Raw genomic sequence first — 18,368 nt, forward strand, 5'->3', positions numbered from 1 at the left:
CCACAGCGCCAGCGGGTCCAGCAGACCCGGCCGCAGCAACGCATCATGCAGCAGCGGCCACAGCGCCAGCGGGTCCAGCAGACCCGGCCGCAGCAACGCATCATGCAGCAGCCGCGGCGGCAACAGCCACAGCGGCCGGTGCAGCAGCGTCGCTGCCCGCCCGGCCGCCGGTGCTGACATCTCCCGGGGTCGCGTGAAAGCGACGTGACTCCGAACGAAACGAAGGCGCCGCATTCGACCGGGATGCGGCGCCTCCGTTCGTGACAGACTTCGCCCACGAGCATCCGGAACGGCCGTCGCCGGCGCGGTCGACGGGGCGAACCGCTCTTCGAACCGTGGTGCGTCACCCGGCGCGAAGGGGGACGGCGAGCGCCGACCCGCCACGGGTCGGAGGTCGCGATCGCGGGGCGCGAACCCGTGGGGCCCGACGACCCCCTTCGTCGTACCGGCCGAGCCCTATGGCGAACGACCGCACACCGTGTTCGTCACGGGGTCCGATCGCGCAACCGCGCCAACGTCGTCAGGTGATTGGAGAGGAAATCGAGAAAGACCCGGACCTGTGGGGTGTCGCGGTGTCGCGGTGTCGCGCCGGCGCCAGCAGCCAGATCTCGTGGCCGGTCTCGACATCCACGGCGAAACATCGGGTCATGTCGGGATCGGCCACGGTGATCAGATCGGGACAGATCGAGATGCCGAGCCCTGCCCTGACGCTGGCATGGATCGCCCCGACGCTGTTCTGCCGGATGCGGATGGCCTCGCTCGGTATGTTGGCCTCGATCCAGCGGGTGAGCGGTGACGCGGTGACGCCGTCGAGGAGGGTGATGAAGGCGTGGCCGGCGATCTCGTCGAGGCCGCGAGGCGCACCGAACTCGGCCGCGTAGTCGCGACTGCAGCAGACGCTCCAATCGTCGCGGGCGACGATCCTGCGCCCGAACAGCGTCGGTTCGGTGGGGCGCTCCCCCGCCCGGAGCGCGACGTCCGCCTCGCCGGCGGTGAGGTCGAGCGGCTGGTCGGTGGTCAGAAGCTCGATGCCGATCGTCGGATAGCTTCTGCGGAACTGCATCAGGGTATCGCGCATGAAGTGGGCCGCCAGGAGCTCCGGCGCGGTGAAGCGCACCGTGCCGGACAGTCCCCGGCGAACCAGGCCCGCTTCGCGCTCGAAGGCGCGATGGGCGGTCTCGACGCCGTTCAGGCTGTCGAGCAGGCCGTTCAATGCCTCGGTCGGCACATAGCCGGTGCGCCGTTTCTCGAACAATGCGAAACCGAGCTGCGTCTCGAGCGCCGCGATGCGGCGCATGACCGTGGTCTGGTTGGTCCCGAGTACACGCGAGGCGGCCGCCGTCGACCCCTCGCGGGCGACGTGCAGCACATATCTCAGATCGTTCCAGTCGATCATGCGCACCTCTGCAAATCTGCAGAATGATTCGACAGGAATGCCGATTGAGGCAAGTCCCGAAGCGCGTGCAAATGACCGGCGACGACGGATCCCCCGACCGCGAGGCCGACCCATGAAGCTCTACTACGACCCGGTATCGACATCTTCCCGCATCGTGACCTTCTTCCTGCACGATCAGGCCATTCCCTTCGACGAGGAGATCGTGTCGCTGGCGGCCGGCGATCACGCGGCAGCGGACTTCCTGGCGTTGAACCCGAACGGGCAGGTGCCGGTCCTCGTCGACGACGACGGCTTCCGCCTGACCCAGAGCTCGGCGATCATCCGCCACATCGCGATCGAGCGCGGTCTCGCCGCCTATCCCGACGATCCGCGCGAACGGGCGCGGGTCGACGAAGCGGTCTCGTGGTTCCAGACGAGCTTCCACGTCTTCCACTGCGCGCTGCTCTCCTACACCTACATCCTGCCGCAGTTGACCTCCCTCGACCCGGCGGTGCTCGCGACGATGCGCGGCATCGGACGGACGGGCAGCGACCGATTCCTGCGGGTGCTCGACCGCCACATGATCGGCGATGCGCCCTTCGTCTGCGGCGAGACGATCACCCTCGCCGACTACGTCGGTGTGGCGAACGTCGTTCTCGGCGGCTTCGCCGGCCTCGACTTCGCCGAGCACCCCAATGTCCGGCGCTGGCTCCGCACCCTGCAGGACCGTCCCGGCTGGCCCCTCGCCCATGCCGGCTTCGAAGGCGCGCTGGCCGCCTTCCGCTCCAGCGGCCGTGACTGACGGTTCGGGACACGACGATGAAGAAATCGACGAAACTTCGGGTCGCCGGTTCGACGGCGGCGGTGATCGCGCTCGCCTGGCTCGGCGTCCACGCCGGCTCGCAGGCCCGGCTCGGCCACACCTATCCGGTCGCGCTCGAGGATTTCGACGCGGCGTACCTGCGCCCGGCGCCGGCCGAGGCGGAGCGACGGGCGCGGACCTTCATGTGCACCGGCTGTCACGAGCAGGCCGGCCGGGTGATCTTCGACGACGCGGCGATCGGATCGCTGGTCGCGCCCAATCTCACCCGGGTCGCCCGGTCCTACGACGATCCTGAGCTGGAGCGGTTGCTGCGCCACGGGGTCAAGAAGGACGGAACCGGCGTCATCGCCATGCCGGCGGCCACCTACGCCCACCTCGCCGACGAGGACGTGGCGGCGATCATCACCTGGATGCGCGGTCTCGCGCCGCTCTCCGATGCGCCGCCGAACCGGACGACCTGGGGCCCGGCGGGGCGGCTCGCCCTCGCCCTCGACCGGATCCCGTTCGAGGCGGACCACATCCCGCCTGTCGAGCACCGCGCGCGTCGCCCGAAGGATCTCGGCCGCTATCTGGTCGAGACGACCTGCCTGCACTGCCACCATCTCGATCGCGAACGCGACAATGGTTTCGGTATGGTGACGCCGGCGCTCGGCGCGGTGACGAAGGGCTATTCCTTCGAGGCGTTCGATCGCCTGATCACCACCGGCAAGGGAACCGGCGAGCGCGATCTCGGCCTCATGTCGGCCGTCGCCGCGAAAGAGTTCTCGTCTTTCGACCCCGCGGAGCGGCGGGCGATCTACGATCACCTGACACGGCCGGGTAGCTGACGCGGGCGCACATCGCGGAGCCGGTACGCCCGTCGATTTGATCGGCACACCGAAAGTCGACTAGGCTTCGTCGTCTTCGTCCCTCGATCGGATCGGCCATGCGGATCGCGGAAGTCCATACGCACATCCTCGATCATCCCCTGGAAACGGTGTTCGAGAGCGCGTCGATGCGGTTCGATCGACGCCGGCACCTGTTGGTCGAGATCGTCTGCGACGACGGGACGATCGGGTGGGGAGAATGCCTCGGTCCGGCCCTGCCCAACGCGGCGGTGGTCGAGGCCTACGTGCCGCATCTGATCGGCCGAGATCCGCTCGCCACCGAGGTCCTCTGGCACGATCTCTACGCCGCTCTGCGCGACCAGGGCCAGCGGGGCCTCACCCACACGGCTCTGTCGGGCATCGACGTCGCGCTCTGGGACATCAAGGGCAAGCACTTCGGCGTCCCGATCGCCATCCTGCTCGGCGGGCGTCGACGCGACGAGGTCCGGGCCTATGCCACCGGTTCGTTCCGGCGCGAGGGTTTCGACCGCGTCGCCGACAACGCCGCCGAATGCGCGGCGCACGTCGAGGCGGGCTTCCACGCGGTCAAGATCAAGATCGGGTTCGATCCGAAACAGGATCTCGAGGTGATCGCCGCCGTCCGCGACGCCATCGGTCCGCGGACCCGGCTGATGATCGACGCCAATCACGGTTACGACGTGATCGAGGCGATCCGGGTCGGGCGCGCCGCGGAGCGCTACGACATCGACTGGTTCGAGGAGCCGGTGGTGCCCGAACAGCTCGACGCCTACCGCGCGGTCCGCGCCGGCCAGCCGATCCCGGTCGCCGGCGGCGAGACCTGGCACGGGCGCTTCGGCTTCAAGGAGCCGCTGGAGACCCGCTGTGTCGACATCGCCCAGCCCGATCTCGGCGGCACGGGCGGTTTCACCGAGATGCGCCGCATCGCCGACATGGCCGCGCTCCACGGCGTCCGGCTGTTGCCGCACGTCTGGGGCACCGCGGTTCAGATCGCCGCCGCCCTGCAGTTCCTGGCGGCGATGTCGCCGGAGCCGTGGCGCCACGAGCCGATCGAACCGATCCTCGAGTTCGACCGAACCCACAACCCCTTCCGTCAGGCGATCGTCACCACGCCGATCGAACAGGTGAACGGCGTCGTGCGGGTCCCCGAGGGTCCGGGCCTGGGGATCGAGATCGATCGCGCCGCGCTCGCGGCCTTCACTCCTGCCGGCCGTTGACGAGTTCATACATCCGATACATGAGGTTGCTGCTCCCCTGAGGCGGATGTGACCATCCGGCGTTGGTTTGTCGAAGACCGAAGGAGAGCAGCGATGGACCATTACGTCGGACTGGACGTGAGCCACAAGACGACGCACGTGTGTGTGGTGAGGGCGGATCGGAGGGTTGTCTGGCGTGGGTCGTGCGACACGAACGTCGAGCTTCTGGCGACGACGCTGGAACGTTGGCGCGGGTCGCTCTGGCTCGTGGGTCTGGAGACGGGATCGCTGACGCCGTGGTTGTTTCCCGGATTGTCGGCGGCGGGCTTTCCGATGGTGTGCATGGATGCACGGCGGGCGGCGGATGCGATGAGGGCGCGGCCGGAGAAGACGGACAAGGCGGACGCGCAGGCGTTGGCGGAGATGCTGGCCTGCAGCTGGTATTCGGAAGTCCATGTGAAGAGCCCGGCGAGCCATCGATTGAAGGCGTTGCTGACGGCGCGCGGCCAGTTGGTGAGCGTGCGGACACAACTCTACGGGCAGATCCGCGGCCTGTTGCGCCCCTTCGGCGTGAAGATCTCGAGCCGGTCCGGCTCGAAGGGCTTCGTGGAGGCGGTTGGCACCGCCTGCCAGCGGGAGGACGTGCTCCATGCGGCCGTGTCGGTGCTGCTCACGGCCCCGGAGGCGATCACCGAACAGATCGTGGCGCTGGACCGGAGAGTTGCGGAGTTGGTGGGGAGTTCATCGGTGTGTCGTCTTCTCACTTCGGTTCCGGGCGTCGGCGCGGTGACGGCGCCGGCCTTCATGGCGACGGTGGAAGATCCCGGTCGCTTCGGCCGGAGCCGTTCGCTGGGGGCCTATGTCGGGCTGACGCCGAAGCGATATCGGTCGGGGGAGCGGGACGTGACCGGCTCGATCTCGCGCCAAGGGGACGGGCTGTTGCGGCACTACCTCTACGAGGCGGCGAATTGCCTGTTGACGACGGTGCGACAGCCATCGGCTCTGCGCAGCTGGGGCCTGCGGCTCATGAAACGGATCGGGCCGAAGAAGGCCCGAGTGGCCGTGGCGCGCAAACTGGCGGTGTTGCTCATCGGATCGTGGAAACGGGACGAGGTCTTCGCGGCCTGACGAGGGCTCGCCCATCACGACAGGCAGAGGAGAGACGACGGCGGTGAATTCGAGAGCCGGAGTACACGAAGGCGACCGAACCGGGATGTCGAGCGCGCGCAAGTTCGGTTGCAGGGACCAAGCCCTGCGTTTCATACACTGCGCAGACACACCGGAACGAGTGAACGAGCCCCGGATGCCGGCACCGCCGAGGCGGATGCCGAAGAGAACCATGGGATGCTCGTCCTGGCCTCTGCTCTCGAAAACGAAAAGCACTCGACGCAGCAGCGTCATGTAGAGAACCGAGCCCATGAAGTTCCGACCTCTTCGGAACTTCCTCCGCGAAGGCGAGCCCGAACGGGCGTCGGCCGGTCAGGCCGCAACTCACGAAATTCGGACGAGTCCGAATTTCGTGAACTCGGTATCAGTTGACGGTCGGGGCCTCGCCCTGGGCGGCGGCCGCCGCGGCGTTCTGCTGGTAGAGCGCGACGAAGTCGATCGGGTCGAGCATCAGCGGCGGGAAGCCGCCGTTGCGGGTCGCCTCCGCCAGGATCTGCCGGGCGAAGGGGAAGAGCAGGCGCGGGCACTCGATCAGCACGAAGGGATGGAGATGCTCCTCCGGCACGTTCTGGATCCGGAACAGGCCCGCATAGACCAGCTCGACGTTGAACAGCACGGTCTCGCCGACGGTGGCCTTGGCCTCAAGACGCAGGTCGACGTCGAACTCGGTCTGCGACAGCGGCTGGGCACCGACGTTGACGTTGATCGAGATCTGCGGCTGGGTCTGCTGCGGCGCGAGCGAGGCCGGAGCGTTCGGATTCTCGAAGGAGAAGTCCTTCACGTACTGGCCGAGAACGTTGAGGGCGGGGCCGGCGTTGGGATCGATCGCCGACGCGTCGTTTTCGTTGGTCATCGGAAGGTCTCCGTTTTCCGCCGCGGACGGGCGGCCGATTGGGTCGCACGCTCGCTAACAGGGATTCCGGCGCCGCACAAGCGTCGGAGCCGTTCTGAATCCGACGGACCCTCGCAGTCGGCCCTCGGAGTTGCTAAATAGGCGAAAGGAACGATCCGGCGCTGCGCCGGATGAGGCGTCGCCTCGTCGAAACCGCGACCGCGGCCACGAGCGACGCCCTGACGGGACCGGACGGCATGAGCCTCGACATCTACACCATCGTCTTCTTCGCCATCGCCGTGATGATCTTCGTCCGGCTCTACGGCGTCCTCGGCCAGAAGACCGGTTCGGAACAGCCTCCCTTCCGGCCGACCGAGAAAACCGAGACCCCCGACGACGGCTCCGCCGGCAACGACAACGTCGTCCAGTTGCCGCGCAATCCGGAAGCCGCCTCGCGCGACGTGCCTCGGCCGACCCCCGAGATCCCGGCCGACACGCCGCCCGAATCGTCGCTCTCCGCCGCCCTGCGCGCCATCATGGCGGCCGAACGCGGCTTCGACGTCGGCCGCTTCCTCGACGGCGCCAAGGGCGCCTACGAGATGATCGTCACGGCTTATGCGAACGGTGATCGCCGCACCCTCAAGAACCTCCTCTCCAGGGAAGTTCTCGACAGCTTCTCCGCCGGCATCGACGAGCGCGAGAAGCGCGGCGAGAAGGTCGAATTCACCTTCGTCGGCATCGACAAGGCCGATCTCGCCGAAGCCGCCGTGAAGGCCGGCAAGGCGGAGATCACCGTGCGCTTCGCCGCCAAGGTGATCCAGGTCACCCGCAAGGCCGACGGTACGGTGGTCGAGGGCGATCCCGCCCGCCTCACCGATCTCGTCGACGTGTGGACCTTCGCCCGCGATCTCGGCGCCTCCGATCCCAACTGGCGTCTGATCGACACCCGCGCCGTCGACTGACCGCCCCCGTCGGGGCGTCCGCGCTCCCGCGCCGAGGCCCCGCCGATGTCCGAACCCACCGCCGACCTCGAGGCCCTCACCTTCGCCGACCTGCCCGGCTGGGCCGCGGCGGAACATGCCGCGGCCCTCGCCGCTTTCCGGCGGCAGGCGGCGCTCTGGGGCGAGGCCGGCCCGAAGACTCGCGGCCTCGGCATCGACGGCGCCGCCCTCGCCGCCGCCGGTCGCGCTACGCTCGAGACGGTCGCCCTCCACGATGCCGGCGCACGGACCTTCTTCGAGACCCGCTTCACCCCCGCCCGCGTCGTCCCTCGCGCCGGCGGGGCGTTCCTCACCGGCTACTACGAGCCCGAGCTGGACGGTTCGCGCCGCCCGACAGCCCGCTTCCGCGTGCCCCTCCTCGCGCGTCCCGACGATCTCGTCGACGTCGGCGACGCGAACCGCCCCACCGACCTCGATCCGTCCTACGCCTTCGCCCGCCGCACCGCCGCCGGCGACCTCGTCGCCTATTTCGATCGCGGCGAGATCGAAGACGGCGCGCTCGCCGGGCGCGGTCTGGAGCTGGTCTTTCTCGCCGATCCGGTCGACGCCTTCTTCGTCCATGTCCAGGGCTCGGCCCGCATCCGTCTCGACGACGGCTCGGTGATGCGCCTCGCCTATGCCGCCAAGGCCGGCCACCCCTACACCTCGATCGCCAAGGTGCTGATCGCCCGCGGCATCGCGACGGCCGAAGCGATGACCGCCGACGTCCTGCGCGCCTGGTTGAAGGCGAACCCGGACGAAGCCGCGGCGCTGATGCGGACGAACCGTTCCTACGTCTTCTTCGCCGAACAGCCGGATCTCGATCCCGACCTCGGCGCCGTCGCCGCGGCGAAGGTGCAACTGACGCCGCGGGTCTCGCTCGCCGTCGACCGCACCCTCCACACTTTCGGCACGCCGATCTTCGTCGATGCCACCCTGCCCCTCGGAGCGGACGGAGAGACGGAGCCCTTCCGTCGCCTGATGATCGCCCAGGACACCGGCTCGGCCATCGTCGGCCCGGCGCGCGGCGACGTCTTCGTCGGCCTCGGCGAGACCGCCGGCCGCATCGCCGGCCGCATCCGCCAGGTGCCGAACGATTTCGTCGTGCTGATCCCGCGGGCCGGGGAGGGGAGACGATGAGTTCGAGCCTCGGCCGCCGCCGCCGCGCCCTTCGTGACGACGAACGTCGCCTGTGGGAGAAGGTCGCCGAATCGGTGACCCCTCTCGACCGCGCCGAACGCCGTGGTGTCGATCCGGATCCCGCCCCGGAAGCGGCGACCGCCGCACCCGCCCCGGCCGAGCCCGTCGTCGCGACCGAACCTCGCGCGGTGAAGCCGCCCCGCCCCGCCCCGGAACCGGTCTCCGCGCCGCCGGCGGTGAGACCGTCGAAGCGCGCCCTCGCCGGCTGGGCTCGCGCCGGGACGCGTCCGCGCGACGGCGGCGCCGACGCCGTCATGCTGCCCCGCCCGCCGGCACTGGCGCCGATCGACGATCGCACCCGCCGCCGGCTGGTGCGCGGCACGATCGCCGTCGACGAGCGCCTCGATCTCCACGGCCTGACGCAAGAAGCCGCCCACTCGGTGCTGCGCCGCTTCCTGGTGACGGCGCGCGATCGCGGCGCCCGCATCGTCCTGGTGATCACCGGCAAGGGCAAGCCGGGTGGCAGCGCCTTCGAGACGCACGAGCGCGGCGTGCTGCGCCGCTCGGTGCCGCACTGGCTCGCCGATCCGTCGCTGCGCGACGTCGTCGTCGGCTACGAGGAGGCCCATCTCGCCCATGGCGGCGCCGGCGCGGTCTATGTCAGATTGCGACGTCGCCGCGACCGCGGGGAGATCGATCGATGACGCCCTTCGGCGCCAAACTCAGGCAGCTCCGCCGCGAGCGCAACGTCACGGCGAAGGAGATGGCCGCCGCTCTCGGCATCTCGCCGGCCTATCTCTCGGCGCTCGAACTCGGCAAACGCGGCCTGCCGACCTGGTACATGGTCCACCGCATCATCGCCTATTTCAACGTCATCTGGGACGAGGCGGAGGAGCTGCAGCGCCTCGCCGAGGTCTCCGATCCGCGCGTCGTCGTCGACACCTCCGGTCTCGAACCGGAGGCGACCGAACTCGCCAATCTCCTGGCGCAACGCATCAGCGGCTTATCGAAGAGTTCCCTCGCCGACCTCACCCACCGCCTCCGCGTCGCCGCGGCGAAAGACGGAGCGTGAGGCGCGTCCCGATCTCTCCTCGAAGTCCGAAAGACCGCGCGCTTCGAATGCGAAAAGGGCCCGGAGCGATCCGGGCCCTTCGTCCGAACTCCGTTCGTCGGGAATCTTCACGTCCCCGCCGGGAACTGCTTCGGCGCCGGGGAGATGGTGCGGGCCGAGCCGGCGCCGATCTCGAAGACGGCGAGGCCGCGTTCGGAGGTACCGTCGGGGCGGAAGCGGAAGAGGCCGGTGACGCCGAGGAAGCCGTTGCGCGACAAGAGCACGTCGTCACGGAACGGCCGGGCGCCGGCGTTGCGGACGAGACCGGCGGCGAGGAACACCGCCTCGTAGCCGAGCACCGCCAGCGGACCCGAATCCGACCCGTAGCTCTGGCGATAGCGATTGCGGAATCCCTCGATGCCGCCGCTGTCGGCGCCGGGGAACCAACCGCCGGCGAGCGCCGGCGAAGCGAAGGCGGCCGGATCGTTCCAGCGGCCCGAGCCGAGGATCTTCACCCGGGTCTTGTCGAGCCCGGCCGAATACATCGCCTGCACCACCTGCGCCGCGTTGCCGGCGGCGTCGGGCACGAACACCGAATCGATCTGCGCGCCGAGCTTGGCGATCGCCGCCGCCTTGGTCTGCATGTCGACCGGGTCGCCCTTGTAGCGCTCCACCGCCATGGCGCGAACGCCGGCGCGCACCGTCTGTTCGCGGAACGCCGCCTCGACGACCAGCCCGTAGGCGTCGTCCGGCACGATCGCCGCCATCGACCGGCGGTTCTGCGCGGCGGCGTAGGAGACGATGCGCTCGACGTCGGTGGCCGGCAGGAAGCCGATCAGGTAGACGCCGCGCGAGGCGACCGAGGTGTCGGTGGTGAAGGTGACGACCGGCACGCCCGCCTGACGCGCCGGCCCGGCCGCGCCGCGCGCCGCCACCGCGTTGAGCGGGCCGATGACCAGCTGCGCACCCTCGGCGATCGCCTGAGAGGCCGCCGCCTGCCCGCCTTCGGTGGTGCCCAGGTCGTCCTTGACCAGGATCTGCACGTCGGCGCCGGGGAAATCCTTCAGCGCCAGTTCGGCGGCGTTGCGCAGCTGCGTGGCGATGGTCGCCGACTGTCCGCCCGCCGATTTCGGTAGGATCAGCGCCACCTTGACGTTGCCGGTGCCGATCAGGTCGCCGGTCGGCGTCTGCGTCCCGCCCGAGGGGATGAGCCCGCCGCCGAAGGAATCTCCCGTCGAGGTGCTGTTGCAGCCGGCGAGGAACAACGTGGCGCCGAGGGAGCCGAGGAGCGCTCGGCGGCCGGCGCCGAACGGAGGAAGGTCGCGGGTCAAGGAGAGTTCACCTTCTCGATAGCCGAAATCCGACGCGAATTCCGGCCTCGATCTTGGCCTCGCGCGGCTTTCCTGTCAAAACCGCCTGGGGACGGAGCGACGGTGATCGCCCCTCGTCCCACCCCGGTCGGGTCGGCGGAATCGCGCTTTCGGGCGTATCGAGCACCGGTCCTCCCGCCGCCCATCTCCCGGAACCCCGGACATGACGACACGCGAACCCACCGCTCGATCGCCCGACGAAACCGCCGTCGAAACGTCGGCCCGTAGTTTCCGGGTGAATGCGGCGGAATTTCCGGCGCCCCGCATCACCTCCGGCCTGCACGTCGTCGCGACGCCGATCGGCAACCTCGGCGACGTCACCCTGCGCGCCCTCGAAACGCTCGCCGCGGCCGACGTGATCGCCTGCGAAGACACCCGCGTCACCCGCATCCTCACCGATCGCTATCGCATCCGCACGCCGCTCATCTCCTACAACGACCACAACGCCGCCGAACGCCGCCCGCACCTCCTCGCGCTTCTCGACGAGGGCAAAGCGGTCGTGCTGGTCTCCGACGCCGGCACGCCGCTGGTTTCCGATCCCGGCTACAAGCTCGTCGCCGAGGCCCTCGCGAGCGGCCACCGGGTGGTGCCGATCCCCGGCGCTTCGGCCATGCTCGCCGCCCTCGTCGCCTCGGGCCTGCCCTCCGACGCCTTCCTCTTCGCCGGTTTCCTCGCCCCGAAGAGCGAGGCGCGCCGCCGCCGCATCGAGGAACTGGCGCGCGTGCCCGCGACGCTCATCTTCTACGAGAGCCCGCATCGCCTCGCCGATTGCCTCGCCGATCTCGCCGCCGTCCTCGGCGAGACCCGCCCGGCGGTGATCGCCCGCGAACTCACCAAGCATTTCGAGGAAGTGGTGCGCGGCGACCTCGCCACCCTCGCCCGCGACTTCGCCGCCCGTGCCGTCAAGGGCGAGATCGTCGTCCTCGTCGGCCCGCCCGGCGAGGAGGCGACGAGCGAGATCGACGTCGACGCCATGTTGCGCGCCGCCCTCGCCAGACAGGCGCCCGGCAAGGCGGTCGCCGAAGTGGCGCGCCTGACCGGCGCCGATCGCAAGGCGCTCTACGAGCGCGCCATGGCGCTGAAGGACGAGACGAGGGGGCGGTGATGCGCGAGCGCGGCCTCGACGAACGCCGCCGGGCCGAGAGCCTCGGCCTCGCCGCCGAGACCCGCGCCGCCTGGATGCTCCGATTGAAGTTCCACCGCATCCTGGCCCGCCGCTTCCGCTGCGGCGCCGGCGAGATCGATCTCGTCGCCGCCCGCGGCCGCACCCTGGTCTTCGTCGAGGTCAAGGCGCGCGACACGGTCGAGGCGGCGATCGACGCGGTGACGCCGCGGGCGCGCGCCCGCATCCTCGCCGCGGCCGACGTCTACGTCGCCCACAACCCCGCCTACGCCGATCACGATCGCCGCTTCGACATCGTCGCGGTTCTGCCCGGCCGATGGCCGCGGCAACTCGCCGACGCCTTCCGCGCCGATGATCTCGATCTGCCCCGGCGGTGGTGAGGGGTCCATCCGCGTGATTCACGTGGAACATCTCTCCGCCGATCACATCGAGATGACCCGCCGCGCCGTTGTCGCTCACCCGCCCGCGCGCTAGAACGGGCGGGCCTCACACCGGAGCTCGCCCGCAGATGACGTTGAACGTCGCCGTCCAGATGGACCACATCGCCTCGATTCGCATCGCCGGCGATTCGACCTTCGCCCTCCTCCTGGAGGCGCAGGCGCGCGGTCACCGTCTGTGGCACTACACGCCCGACCGTCTGGCGCTGCGCGACGGCCGCGTCTTCGCCGCGGTGGAAACGCTGCAGGTGCGCGACGTCGCCGGCGATCACTTCACCCTCGGCGCCGCCGAGCGCGTCGATCTCGCCCGTTTCGACACGATCCTCCTGCGCCAGGACCCGCCCTTCGATCTCCACTACGTCACCACCACCCATTTCCTCGAGCGCATCCATCCGAAGACCCTGGTGGTCAACGATCCGGCGAGCGTCCGCGACGCGCCGGAGAAGATCTTCGTCACCGAGTTCCCCGACCTGATGCCGCCGACCCTGATCTCGCGCGACGCCGACGAGATCCGCGCCTTCCGCGCCGAACACCGCGACATCGTCATGAAGCCGCTCTACGGCCACGGCGGCGCGGCGGTCTTCCGGGTGCGCGCCGAGGACGAGAACTTCGGCTCGCTGATGGACATGTTCTCCTCGACCTGGCGCGAACCCTGGGTGATCCAGCGCTATCTCCCCGAGGTCCGCAACGGCGACAAGCGCATCATCCTGGTCGACGGCGAATTCGCCGGAGCGGTCAATCGCGTGCCGGCGGCCGACGACCTGCGCTCCAACATGGTGCGCGGCGGTCAGGCGGCGGCGACCGAGCTCTCCCCGCGCGAACGCGAGATCTGCGAACGCATCGGTCCGTCCTTGCGCGAGCGCGGCCTGATTCTCGTCGGCATCGACGTCATCGGCGACTATCTCACCGAGATCAACGTCACCTCGCCGACCGGCATCCGTGCCATTCGCCGTCTCGGCGGCCCCGACATCGCCGCCCGCGTCTGGGATGTGATCGAGGCGCGCATCGGCCGCAGCTGAGGCCGCGGCGAAGGTCATGAGGGAGGGGTCGGTCTCATGCGGACGGGTCGTCACGGTCTCGCGGCTCTCGCTCTCGCGCTCCTCGTCGTTTCGGCGCCGGCCGCGGCGGCGGGAAAGCGCTTCGCCGTCGTCGTGCCGACCGTCGCGAACCCCTTCTACGACGCCGTGGCCGAAGGTTGCCGCGCTCGCGCCGCCACCTTTCCGGAGACGACCTGCGTCGTCCTCGGTCCCGGCGGCGAGGAGAAGCGCAGCCAGGGCGAGATCCTGAAGGATCTCGTCGCCGAGAAGATCGACGGCATCGCCGTCTCGCCGGCCCGCCTCGACGAGGTGACCCCCGCTTTGACCGCGGCGAAGGCCGCCGGCATCCCCGTCGTCGCCTTCGACGCCGACCTGCCGGAGCCGCTGCGCGCCGCCTTCGTCGGCACCAACGCCCGCGACTTCGGCCGCGCCCTCGGCTCGTCGCTGCGCCGCTGGAAGCAGGCCGGCGGCCGCTATGCCCTGATCTCCGGCGACGCTTCGGTCACGGCGCTGTCCGATCGCGTCGCCGGGGTCCGCGATGCGCTCGGCGCCGGCTGGACCGAGATCGAAGGATCGCCGGCGATCACCACCGGCGAAGCCCGCTCCGCCGCCGGCCTCGTCGATCGCTTTCTCACCGATCATGCCGATCTCGATGCGGTGATCTCGGTCGGCGCCTGGCCGCTCCTCGCCGAAGACACCTGGCGCGACATCGCCGCCCGCCACAAGGAACGCTTCGACCGCGCCAAGGTGGTGATCGTCGTCGCCGATGCCCTGCCGCTGGAGCGCCAGCTGGTCCGCGAGGGCCTCGGCCACGTCCTGGTCGGCCAGCGCCCCGCCGACATGGGCGCCCGCCTCGCCGAGGTGCTCGACGCCCTCGCTGCCGAACGCCGCGCCCCCGACATCGTCTACGTCGGTTTCGAGGTCCTGACCCGCCGCGATCTCCTCGCCGAACCGCAGTGATGACGGGCGGTTCCCCCGGCGATCCGGCTCCGTTCTCGCGTCACAACCGATTGCAACCGGAAGGCCGCTCTACGGTTGCGTGAGTTCCCGGAATGTTCTATGAACATACCGGAGAGGTTCGGGCACGGGGCGTGTCATGGTCGCGCGGGTCACCACGGTCGCATTCCAGGGCATCGAGGCGGTGCCGGTCGACGTCCAGGTGCAGATCACCTCGGGCAACCCCTGTTTCGCCCTTGTCGGTCTGCCCGATAAGACCGTCGGCGAGAGCCGCGAGCGCATCCGCGCCGCCCTCCACGCCTCCGGCCTCGCCCTGCCGCAGCGCCGCATCACCGTCAATCTCGCCCCCGCCGACCTGCCCAAGGAGGGCAGCCACTACGACCTGCCGATTGCGCTGGCCATCCTGGCGGCGATCGGCGCCATGCCCGGCGATCAACTGATGGACTGGGTGGCGCTCGGCGAACTGTCGCTCGACGGCACCATCGCCTCCGTCGCCGGCGTGCTGCCCGCCGCCATCGGCGCTACGGCGTTGGAGAAAGGTCTGATCTGTCCGGCCGATTCGGGCGGCGAGGCCGCCTGGGCGAGCCCCGATCTCGCCATCGTCGCCGGCCGCAGCCTCGTCCAGCTCGCCAATCACTTCAAGGGAACCCAGGTGATCTCCCGGCCGAGCCCCAGGATCCGCGAGATCGCCGCGGCGCTGCCCGACCTCGCCGACGTCAAGGGCCAGGAGACCGCCAAGCGCGCCCTCGAGATCGCCGCCGCCGGCGGCCACAATCTGCTGATGGTCGGCCCGCCCGGCTCGGGCAAGTCGATGTTGGCCTCCCGCCTGCCGTCGATCCTGCCGCCGCTCGCCCCGCGCGAATTGCTGGAGGTGTCGATGATCGCCTCGATCGCCGGTGAACTGGCCGACGGCCGCCTCTCCGATCGCCGCCCCTTCCGCGCCCCCCACCATTCCGCCTCGATGGCGGCATTGGTCGGCGGGGGCTTACGCGCCCGCCCCGGCGAGGTGTCGCTCGCCCACAACGGCGTGCTCTTCCTCGACGAGTTGCCCGAGTTCAATCCGCAGGTGCTCGACAGCCTGCGCCAGCCGCTCGAATCCGGTGAGGTGGTCATCGCCCGCGCCAATCACCGGGTGAGCTATCCCGCCCGTATCCAGCTCGTCGCCGCCATGAACCCCTGCCGCTGTGGCCATGCCGGCGATCCCGGCCACACCTGCCGACGCGGTAATCGCTGCGCCGCCGATTATCAGGAACGCATCTCCGGTCCGCTCCTCGATCGCATCGACCTGCGCGTCGAAGTCGCCGCCGTCACCGCCGCCGATCTGGTGCTGCCGCCGCCGAGCGAAGGGTCGCGCGAGGTCGCCGCCCGTGTCGCCGCGGCACGCAACCGCCAGATCGCCCGTTTCGGCGCCCTCGGCCTCGACCGGATGCGCACCAATGCCGACATGTCGGCCTCGTTGGTGGACGAGATCGTCCGCCCCGATCGCGCCGGCGCCGCGCTGCTCGCCGATGCCGCCGACAAGCTGCGCCTCTCCGCCCGCGCCTATCACCGCGTCCTCAAGGTCGCCCGTACCCTCGCCGATCTCGACGGGTCCGATCAGGTCGGCCGCATCCACCTCGCCGAGGCGCTGAGCTATCGCAGCTGCGGCAACCGTCTGGCGCTCGCCGCCTGAGAGGAGATCCGATCGATTCGTTCCGATCTCGTGATCCATCGATCGGCCGAATCCCGACCGAACGCGACGTTTCGGCCGGAGGCGGGCGTCGCGAAGCGATCCGCCGGGGTCCGCAGGAGCCGCTCCGCCGAAATGCGATGCAGAGCCGAGTCGAATCGCTCTTCGCGGCCGCGGACACCGCGGGTCGGCGTCCCCGGGTCACACCGCGCCGTCAAGTCTTTCGCAACTCCGATCTCCTATCGTGTGGATCGCAGCGGCCGGCCCCTGAGGACCGGCCGCGTGCCGCCACGCGATCGATCCGCCCGCAACGTGCGTGCGTGTCGACCGCCGGATCGGGAGCGAGCATGCGCGACGGGAAGATCGGTCGTCGAACCGACGATCGGGATGCGACGGCAGCGGACGAAACCGCCCACGGCGAGACCCGCGGGCCGACGCCGCGCGTCGCCGTCGGCGCGCGCCGCGCCTTCCCGCCGACCCGCGGCGATGCCCTGCTTCTCGCCTTCTCGGTGGTGGCCGCCGCCGGCCTCCTCTCCGGAGCCCCCCATGCCGCGACCCTTTCGCTCGCCCTGACCCTGGCCATCGTCGTCGTCGCCGTCCTCCGCTTCCTCCCCTCGGCGGAGGAGGCGGTCGCCGAACCGGCGACGCAGGATGTCGACGCCGCCGTCGCCGCCCGAGCCCGCGCCGAGGCGGAGAGCGCCGCCAAGTCGCGTCTCCTCGCCACCGCCGGCCACGAGATCCGCACGCCGCTCCACGGCATCGTCGGCATGGCCGATCTCCTCGCCGACACGCCGCTGACCCCGGAGCAGAGCGCCTACGTGCGCGCCGTCCGCACCTCCGGCGCCGCCCTTCTCGGCCTCGTCGACGACGTGCTCGACCTCACCCGCGTCGAGGCCGGTCGCCTCGCCCCGACCCCCGAACCGATCGACCTGCAGGCGCTCGTCGAGGACGTCGTCGAGCTGATGGCGCCGCGCGCCCACGGCAAGGGCCTCGAACTCGCGTCGATCGTCGCCCCCGGCCTGCCCAAGCGGGTCGAGGCCGATCCGATCCTGCTGCGTCAGGTGTTGATCAATCTCGCCGGCAACGCGGTGAAATACACCGCCACCGGCGGCGTCGCCGTCGAAGTCGAACCCGCTGCCGGCCCGGCCGCCGCCGGCCGCATCGCCTTCCGCGTTCGCGACACCGGCGTCGGCATCGCCGCCGCCGATGCCGAGCGGATCTTCGCCGAATTCGAACGCGCCGCCCCCGGTACCGACCCGCGCGGCGGCGGCACCGGCCTCGGCCTCGCCATCGCCCGATCGATCGTCGAACGCATGGGTGGCGATCTCCGCCTGGAGAGCCGCCCCGGCGAGGGCTCGGTCTTCTTCTTCGATCTGCGCCTGCCCGCCGTCGAGAGCCGCGAACCTGCGACCGCCCCGCTCGCCGGCCGCCGTCTGGCGCTGATCTCCGCCGGCGTGGTCGAGCCGCCGCTGCTGGTCCGCCGTCTCCATGCCCTCGGCGCCGACGCCGTCCTGGTGGCCGAGCCGACCGCCCTCGATTCGGCGGAACGCTTCGACGTCGTCCTCGTCGACGGCGACGATCGCGCCGCAGAGCATCTCGCCGTTCTGCGCGCCGGCTTCGCGTTCGCCCCCCCGGCGGTGGTGCTGATCACCCCGACCGACCGCGCCCGCCTCGCCGAATGGCGCCGCGCCGGGTTCGCCGGTCATCTGGTCAAACCGGTGCGTGCCGCCTCGCTGGCGCGGGTCGTCGCCGCGCTCGGCGCCGGCGAAGGCCTCGACGAACCGACCGCCGCGACCGGAGCCCCGCGGACCGCGCCCGCCGGCGGCCTCGACCTGCTGCTCGCCGACGACAACGAGATCAATGCCCTGCTCGGTCGCGCCCTGCTCGAGAACCTCGGCCATCGGGCCACCGTCGTCGCCGACGGCGCGGCCGCGGTCGCCGCGGTCGCCGAGGCGCGCGACCGCGGTCGCCCCTTCGCCGGCGTGCTGATGGACCTCCATATGCCCGGTATGGACGGCTTCTCGGCGATTCGCGCCCTGCGCCGCGCCGAGGCGAGCGACGACCACCGCCTCGGCATCGTCGCCCTGACCGCCGACGGCACCGCCGCCGCGGCGATGCGGGCTCGCGCCGCCGGTGCCGACGCGGTGCTGGTCAAGCCGATCGAGCGCGAACGCCTCGCCGCCCTGCTCACCGGCTTCGCCGCCGCGTCGACCTGCGCCGCCGGCGCCTGATCCGGCGTCGCTGAACGCGATCCGCCCGATGCCGTTTGACGGTCCACACGTGACCGAACGACCCTCACCGTCATAGGATCGTCATCGCAGTGTCACGGCTCCGTCGCCGCGCCGTGGTCTGTCGACAGGAAGGCG

General features: G+C 70.5%; 18 protein-coding genes. 14 read left to right on the forward strand and 4 right to left on the reverse strand.

Annotated elements, in window-relative coordinates; translation table 11 throughout:
* Together V7Q42_RS16180 and V7Q42_RS16185 are read right to left on the reverse strand one after the other, a co-directional pair.
* A partial coding sequence (locus tag V7Q42_RS16180; RefSeq protein WP_333825136.1) for a hypothetical protein occupies window positions 1-180 on the reverse strand: 180 nt, incomplete at its 3' end.
* A gap of 340 nt (window positions 181-520) precedes the next feature.
* Window positions 521-1,396 (reverse strand): LysR family transcriptional regulator, encoded by an 876-nt coding sequence (locus V7Q42_RS16185; protein ID WP_333825137.1) that lies wholly within the window; start codon window positions 1,394-1,396, stop codon window positions 521-523.
* A 112-nt stretch (window positions 1,397-1,508) separates the two neighbouring features.
* Here V7Q42_RS16185 and V7Q42_RS16190 point away from each other — a divergent pair, with 112 nt between their 5' ends.
* The 4 genes from V7Q42_RS16190 to V7Q42_RS16205 all read left to right on the forward strand — a co-directional run bounded on the left by V7Q42_RS16190 (window position 1,509) and on the right by V7Q42_RS16205 (window position 5,367).
* Complete coding sequence (locus tag V7Q42_RS16190) at window positions 1,509-2,177, forward strand: glutathione S-transferase family protein (protein ID WP_333825138.1); 669 nt, start codon at window positions 1,509-1,511, stop codon at window positions 2,175-2,177.
* A gap of 17 nt (window positions 2,178-2,194) precedes the next feature.
* Window positions 2,195-3,025, forward strand: a complete 831-nt coding sequence (locus V7Q42_RS16195; protein WP_333825139.1) for a c-type cytochrome — start codon at window positions 2,195-2,197, stop codon at window positions 3,023-3,025.
* Between the two features lie 98 nt (window positions 3,026-3,123).
* Window positions 3,124-4,260, forward strand: coding sequence for a mandelate racemase/muconate lactonizing enzyme family protein (locus tag V7Q42_RS16200; RefSeq protein WP_333825140.1), 1,137 nt, complete (start codon window positions 3,124-3,126; stop codon window positions 4,258-4,260).
* Window positions 4,261-4,353: 93 nt separating this feature from the next.
* Window positions 4,354-5,367 carry an IS110 family transposase gene (locus V7Q42_RS16205; protein ID WP_333825141.1) on the forward strand — a complete coding sequence of 338 codons (1,014 nt, stop codon included), beginning with the start codon at window positions 4,354-4,356 and terminating at the stop codon, window positions 5,365-5,367.
* A 403-nt stretch (window positions 5,368-5,770) separates the two neighbouring features.
* Here the strand turns inward: V7Q42_RS16205 and secB are convergent, their stop codons facing one another.
* A complete protein-coding gene (gene secB, locus V7Q42_RS16210; RefSeq protein WP_333825142.1) occupies window positions 5,771-6,259 on the reverse strand; it encodes a protein-export chaperone SecB in 489 nt (162 codons plus the stop codon).
* Between the two features lie 236 nt (window positions 6,260-6,495).
* Here secB and V7Q42_RS16215 point away from each other — a divergent pair, with 236 nt between their 5' ends.
* Genes V7Q42_RS16215 through V7Q42_RS16230 form a run of 4 tightly spaced genes read left to right on the forward strand, consistent with a single transcriptional unit; the run spans window position 6,496 to window position 9,430 of the window.
* On the forward strand, window positions 6,496-7,200 hold the full coding sequence (locus V7Q42_RS16215; protein ID WP_333825143.1) for a Tim44/TimA family putative adaptor protein: 705 nt from the start codon (window positions 6,496-6,498) through the stop codon (window positions 7,198-7,200).
* 45 nt (window positions 7,201-7,245) lie between these two features.
* A complete protein-coding gene (gene mltA, locus V7Q42_RS16220; RefSeq protein ID WP_333825144.1) occupies window positions 7,246-8,358 on the forward strand; it encodes a murein transglycosylase A in 1,113 nt (370 codons plus the stop codon).
* Window positions 8,355-9,062, forward strand: coding sequence for a Smr/MutS family protein (locus V7Q42_RS16225; protein WP_333825145.1), 708 nt, complete (start codon window positions 8,355-8,357; stop codon window positions 9,060-9,062). The genes mltA and V7Q42_RS16225 overlap by 4 nt, the downstream gene beginning before the upstream one ends.
* Window positions 9,059-9,430, forward strand: coding sequence for a helix-turn-helix domain-containing protein (locus tag V7Q42_RS16230; protein WP_333825146.1), 372 nt, complete (start codon window positions 9,059-9,061; stop codon window positions 9,428-9,430). The genes V7Q42_RS16225 and V7Q42_RS16230 overlap by 4 nt, the downstream gene beginning before the upstream one ends.
* Before the next feature lie 107 nt (window positions 9,431-9,537).
* Here the strand turns inward: V7Q42_RS16230 and V7Q42_RS16235 are convergent, their stop codons facing one another.
* Window positions 9,538-10,740, reverse strand: a complete 1,203-nt coding sequence (locus V7Q42_RS16235) for a penicillin-binding protein activator (RefSeq protein ID WP_333825147.1) — start codon at window positions 10,738-10,740, stop codon at window positions 9,538-9,540.
* 202 nt (window positions 10,741-10,942) lie between these two features.
* Here V7Q42_RS16235 and rsmI point away from each other — a divergent pair, with 202 nt between their 5' ends.
* The 6 genes from rsmI to V7Q42_RS16265 all read left to right on the forward strand — a co-directional run bounded on the left by rsmI (window position 10,943) and on the right by V7Q42_RS16265 (window position 18,233).
* Window positions 10,943-11,884 carry a 16S rRNA (cytidine(1402)-2'-O)-methyltransferase gene (gene rsmI, locus V7Q42_RS16240; protein WP_333825148.1) on the forward strand — a complete coding sequence of 314 codons (942 nt, stop codon included), beginning with the start codon at window positions 10,943-10,945 and terminating at the stop codon, window positions 11,882-11,884.
* The gene (locus tag V7Q42_RS16245; RefSeq protein ID WP_333825149.1) at window positions 11,884-12,282 is read left to right on the forward strand and encodes a YraN family protein; all 399 of its coding nucleotides are present in this window, start codon (window positions 11,884-11,886) and stop codon (window positions 12,280-12,282) included. Before rsmI ends, V7Q42_RS16245 begins: the two co-directional genes overlap by 1 nt.
* A gap of 128 nt (window positions 12,283-12,410) precedes the next feature.
* The gene (gene gshB, locus V7Q42_RS16250; protein WP_333825150.1) at window positions 12,411-13,358 is read left to right on the forward strand and encodes a glutathione synthase; all 948 of its coding nucleotides are present in this window, start codon (window positions 12,411-12,413) and stop codon (window positions 13,356-13,358) included.
* 36 nt (window positions 13,359-13,394) lie between these two features.
* Window positions 13,395-14,336 carry a substrate-binding domain-containing protein gene (locus V7Q42_RS16255; RefSeq protein WP_333825151.1) on the forward strand — a complete coding sequence of 314 codons (942 nt, stop codon included), beginning with the start codon at window positions 13,395-13,397 and terminating at the stop codon, window positions 14,334-14,336.
* 136 nt (window positions 14,337-14,472) lie between these two features.
* Window positions 14,473-16,005, forward strand: a complete 1,533-nt coding sequence (locus tag V7Q42_RS16260; RefSeq protein WP_333825152.1) for a YifB family Mg chelatase-like AAA ATPase — start codon at window positions 14,473-14,475, stop codon at window positions 16,003-16,005.
* Window positions 16,006-16,349: 344 nt separating this feature from the next.
* Window positions 16,350-18,233: an ATP-binding protein gene (locus tag V7Q42_RS16265; RefSeq protein WP_333825153.1), complete on the forward strand. Its 1,884-nt coding sequence runs from the start codon at window positions 16,350-16,352 to the stop codon at window positions 18,231-18,233.
* The last annotated feature ends 135 nt before the right edge of the window (window positions 18,234-18,368 follow it).

Source organism: Pinisolibacter sp., from assembly GCF_036782435.1.
In the GTDB taxonomy this organism is placed as follows: Bacteria; Pseudomonadota; Alphaproteobacteria; order Rhizobiales; family Ancalomicrobiaceae; genus CALBKH01.

Bases quoted from the DNA above. Each gene is read 5' to 3' on its own strand.
- V7Q42_RS16190 (WP_333825138.1), top strand. From the start codon at position 1,509: ATGAAGCTCTACTACGACCCGGTATCGACATCTTCCCGCATCGTGACC.
- gshB (WP_333825150.1), top strand. From the start codon at position 12,411: ATGACGTTGAACGTCGCCGTCCAGATGGACCACATCGCCTCGATTCGC.
- V7Q42_RS16225 (WP_333825145.1), top strand. From the start codon at position 8,355: ATGAGTTCGAGCCTCGGCCGCCGCCGCCGCGCCCTTCGTGACGACGAA.
- V7Q42_RS16230 (WP_333825146.1), top strand. From the start codon at position 9,059: ATGACGCCCTTCGGCGCCAAACTCAGGCAGCTCCGCCGCGAGCGCAAC.
- rsmI (WP_333825148.1), top strand. From the start codon at position 10,943: ATGACGACACGCGAACCCACCGCTCGATCGCCCGACGAAACCGCCGTC.
- V7Q42_RS16255 (WP_333825151.1), top strand. From the start codon at position 13,395: ATGCGGACGGGTCGTCACGGTCTCGCGGCTCTCGCTCTCGCGCTCCTC.
- secB (WP_333825142.1), bottom strand. From the start codon at position 6,259: ATGACCAACGAAAACGACGCGTCGGCGATCGATCCCAACGCCGGCCCC.
- V7Q42_RS16215 (WP_333825143.1), top strand. From the start codon at position 6,496: ATGAGCCTCGACATCTACACCATCGTCTTCTTCGCCATCGCCGTGATG.
- V7Q42_RS16200 (WP_333825140.1), top strand. From the start codon at position 3,124: ATGCGGATCGCGGAAGTCCATACGCACATCCTCGATCATCCCCTGGAA.
- mltA (WP_333825144.1), top strand. From the start codon at position 7,246: ATGTCCGAACCCACCGCCGACCTCGAGGCCCTCACCTTCGCCGACCTG.
- V7Q42_RS16245 (WP_333825149.1), top strand. From the start codon at position 11,884: ATGCGCGAGCGCGGCCTCGACGAACGCCGCCGGGCCGAGAGCCTCGGC.
- V7Q42_RS16265 (WP_333825153.1), top strand. From the start codon at position 16,350: ATGCGCGACGGGAAGATCGGTCGTCGAACCGACGATCGGGATGCGACG.
- V7Q42_RS16205 (WP_333825141.1), top strand. From the start codon at position 4,354: ATGGACCATTACGTCGGACTGGACGTGAGCCACAAGACGACGCACGTG.
- V7Q42_RS16185 (WP_333825137.1), bottom strand. From the start codon at position 1,396: ATGATCGACTGGAACGATCTGAGATATGTGCTGCACGTCGCCCGCGAG.
- V7Q42_RS16195 (WP_333825139.1), top strand. From the start codon at position 2,195: ATGAAGAAATCGACGAAACTTCGGGTCGCCGGTTCGACGGCGGCGGTG.
- V7Q42_RS16260 (WP_333825152.1), top strand. From the start codon at position 14,473: ATGGTCGCGCGGGTCACCACGGTCGCATTCCAGGGCATCGAGGCGGTG.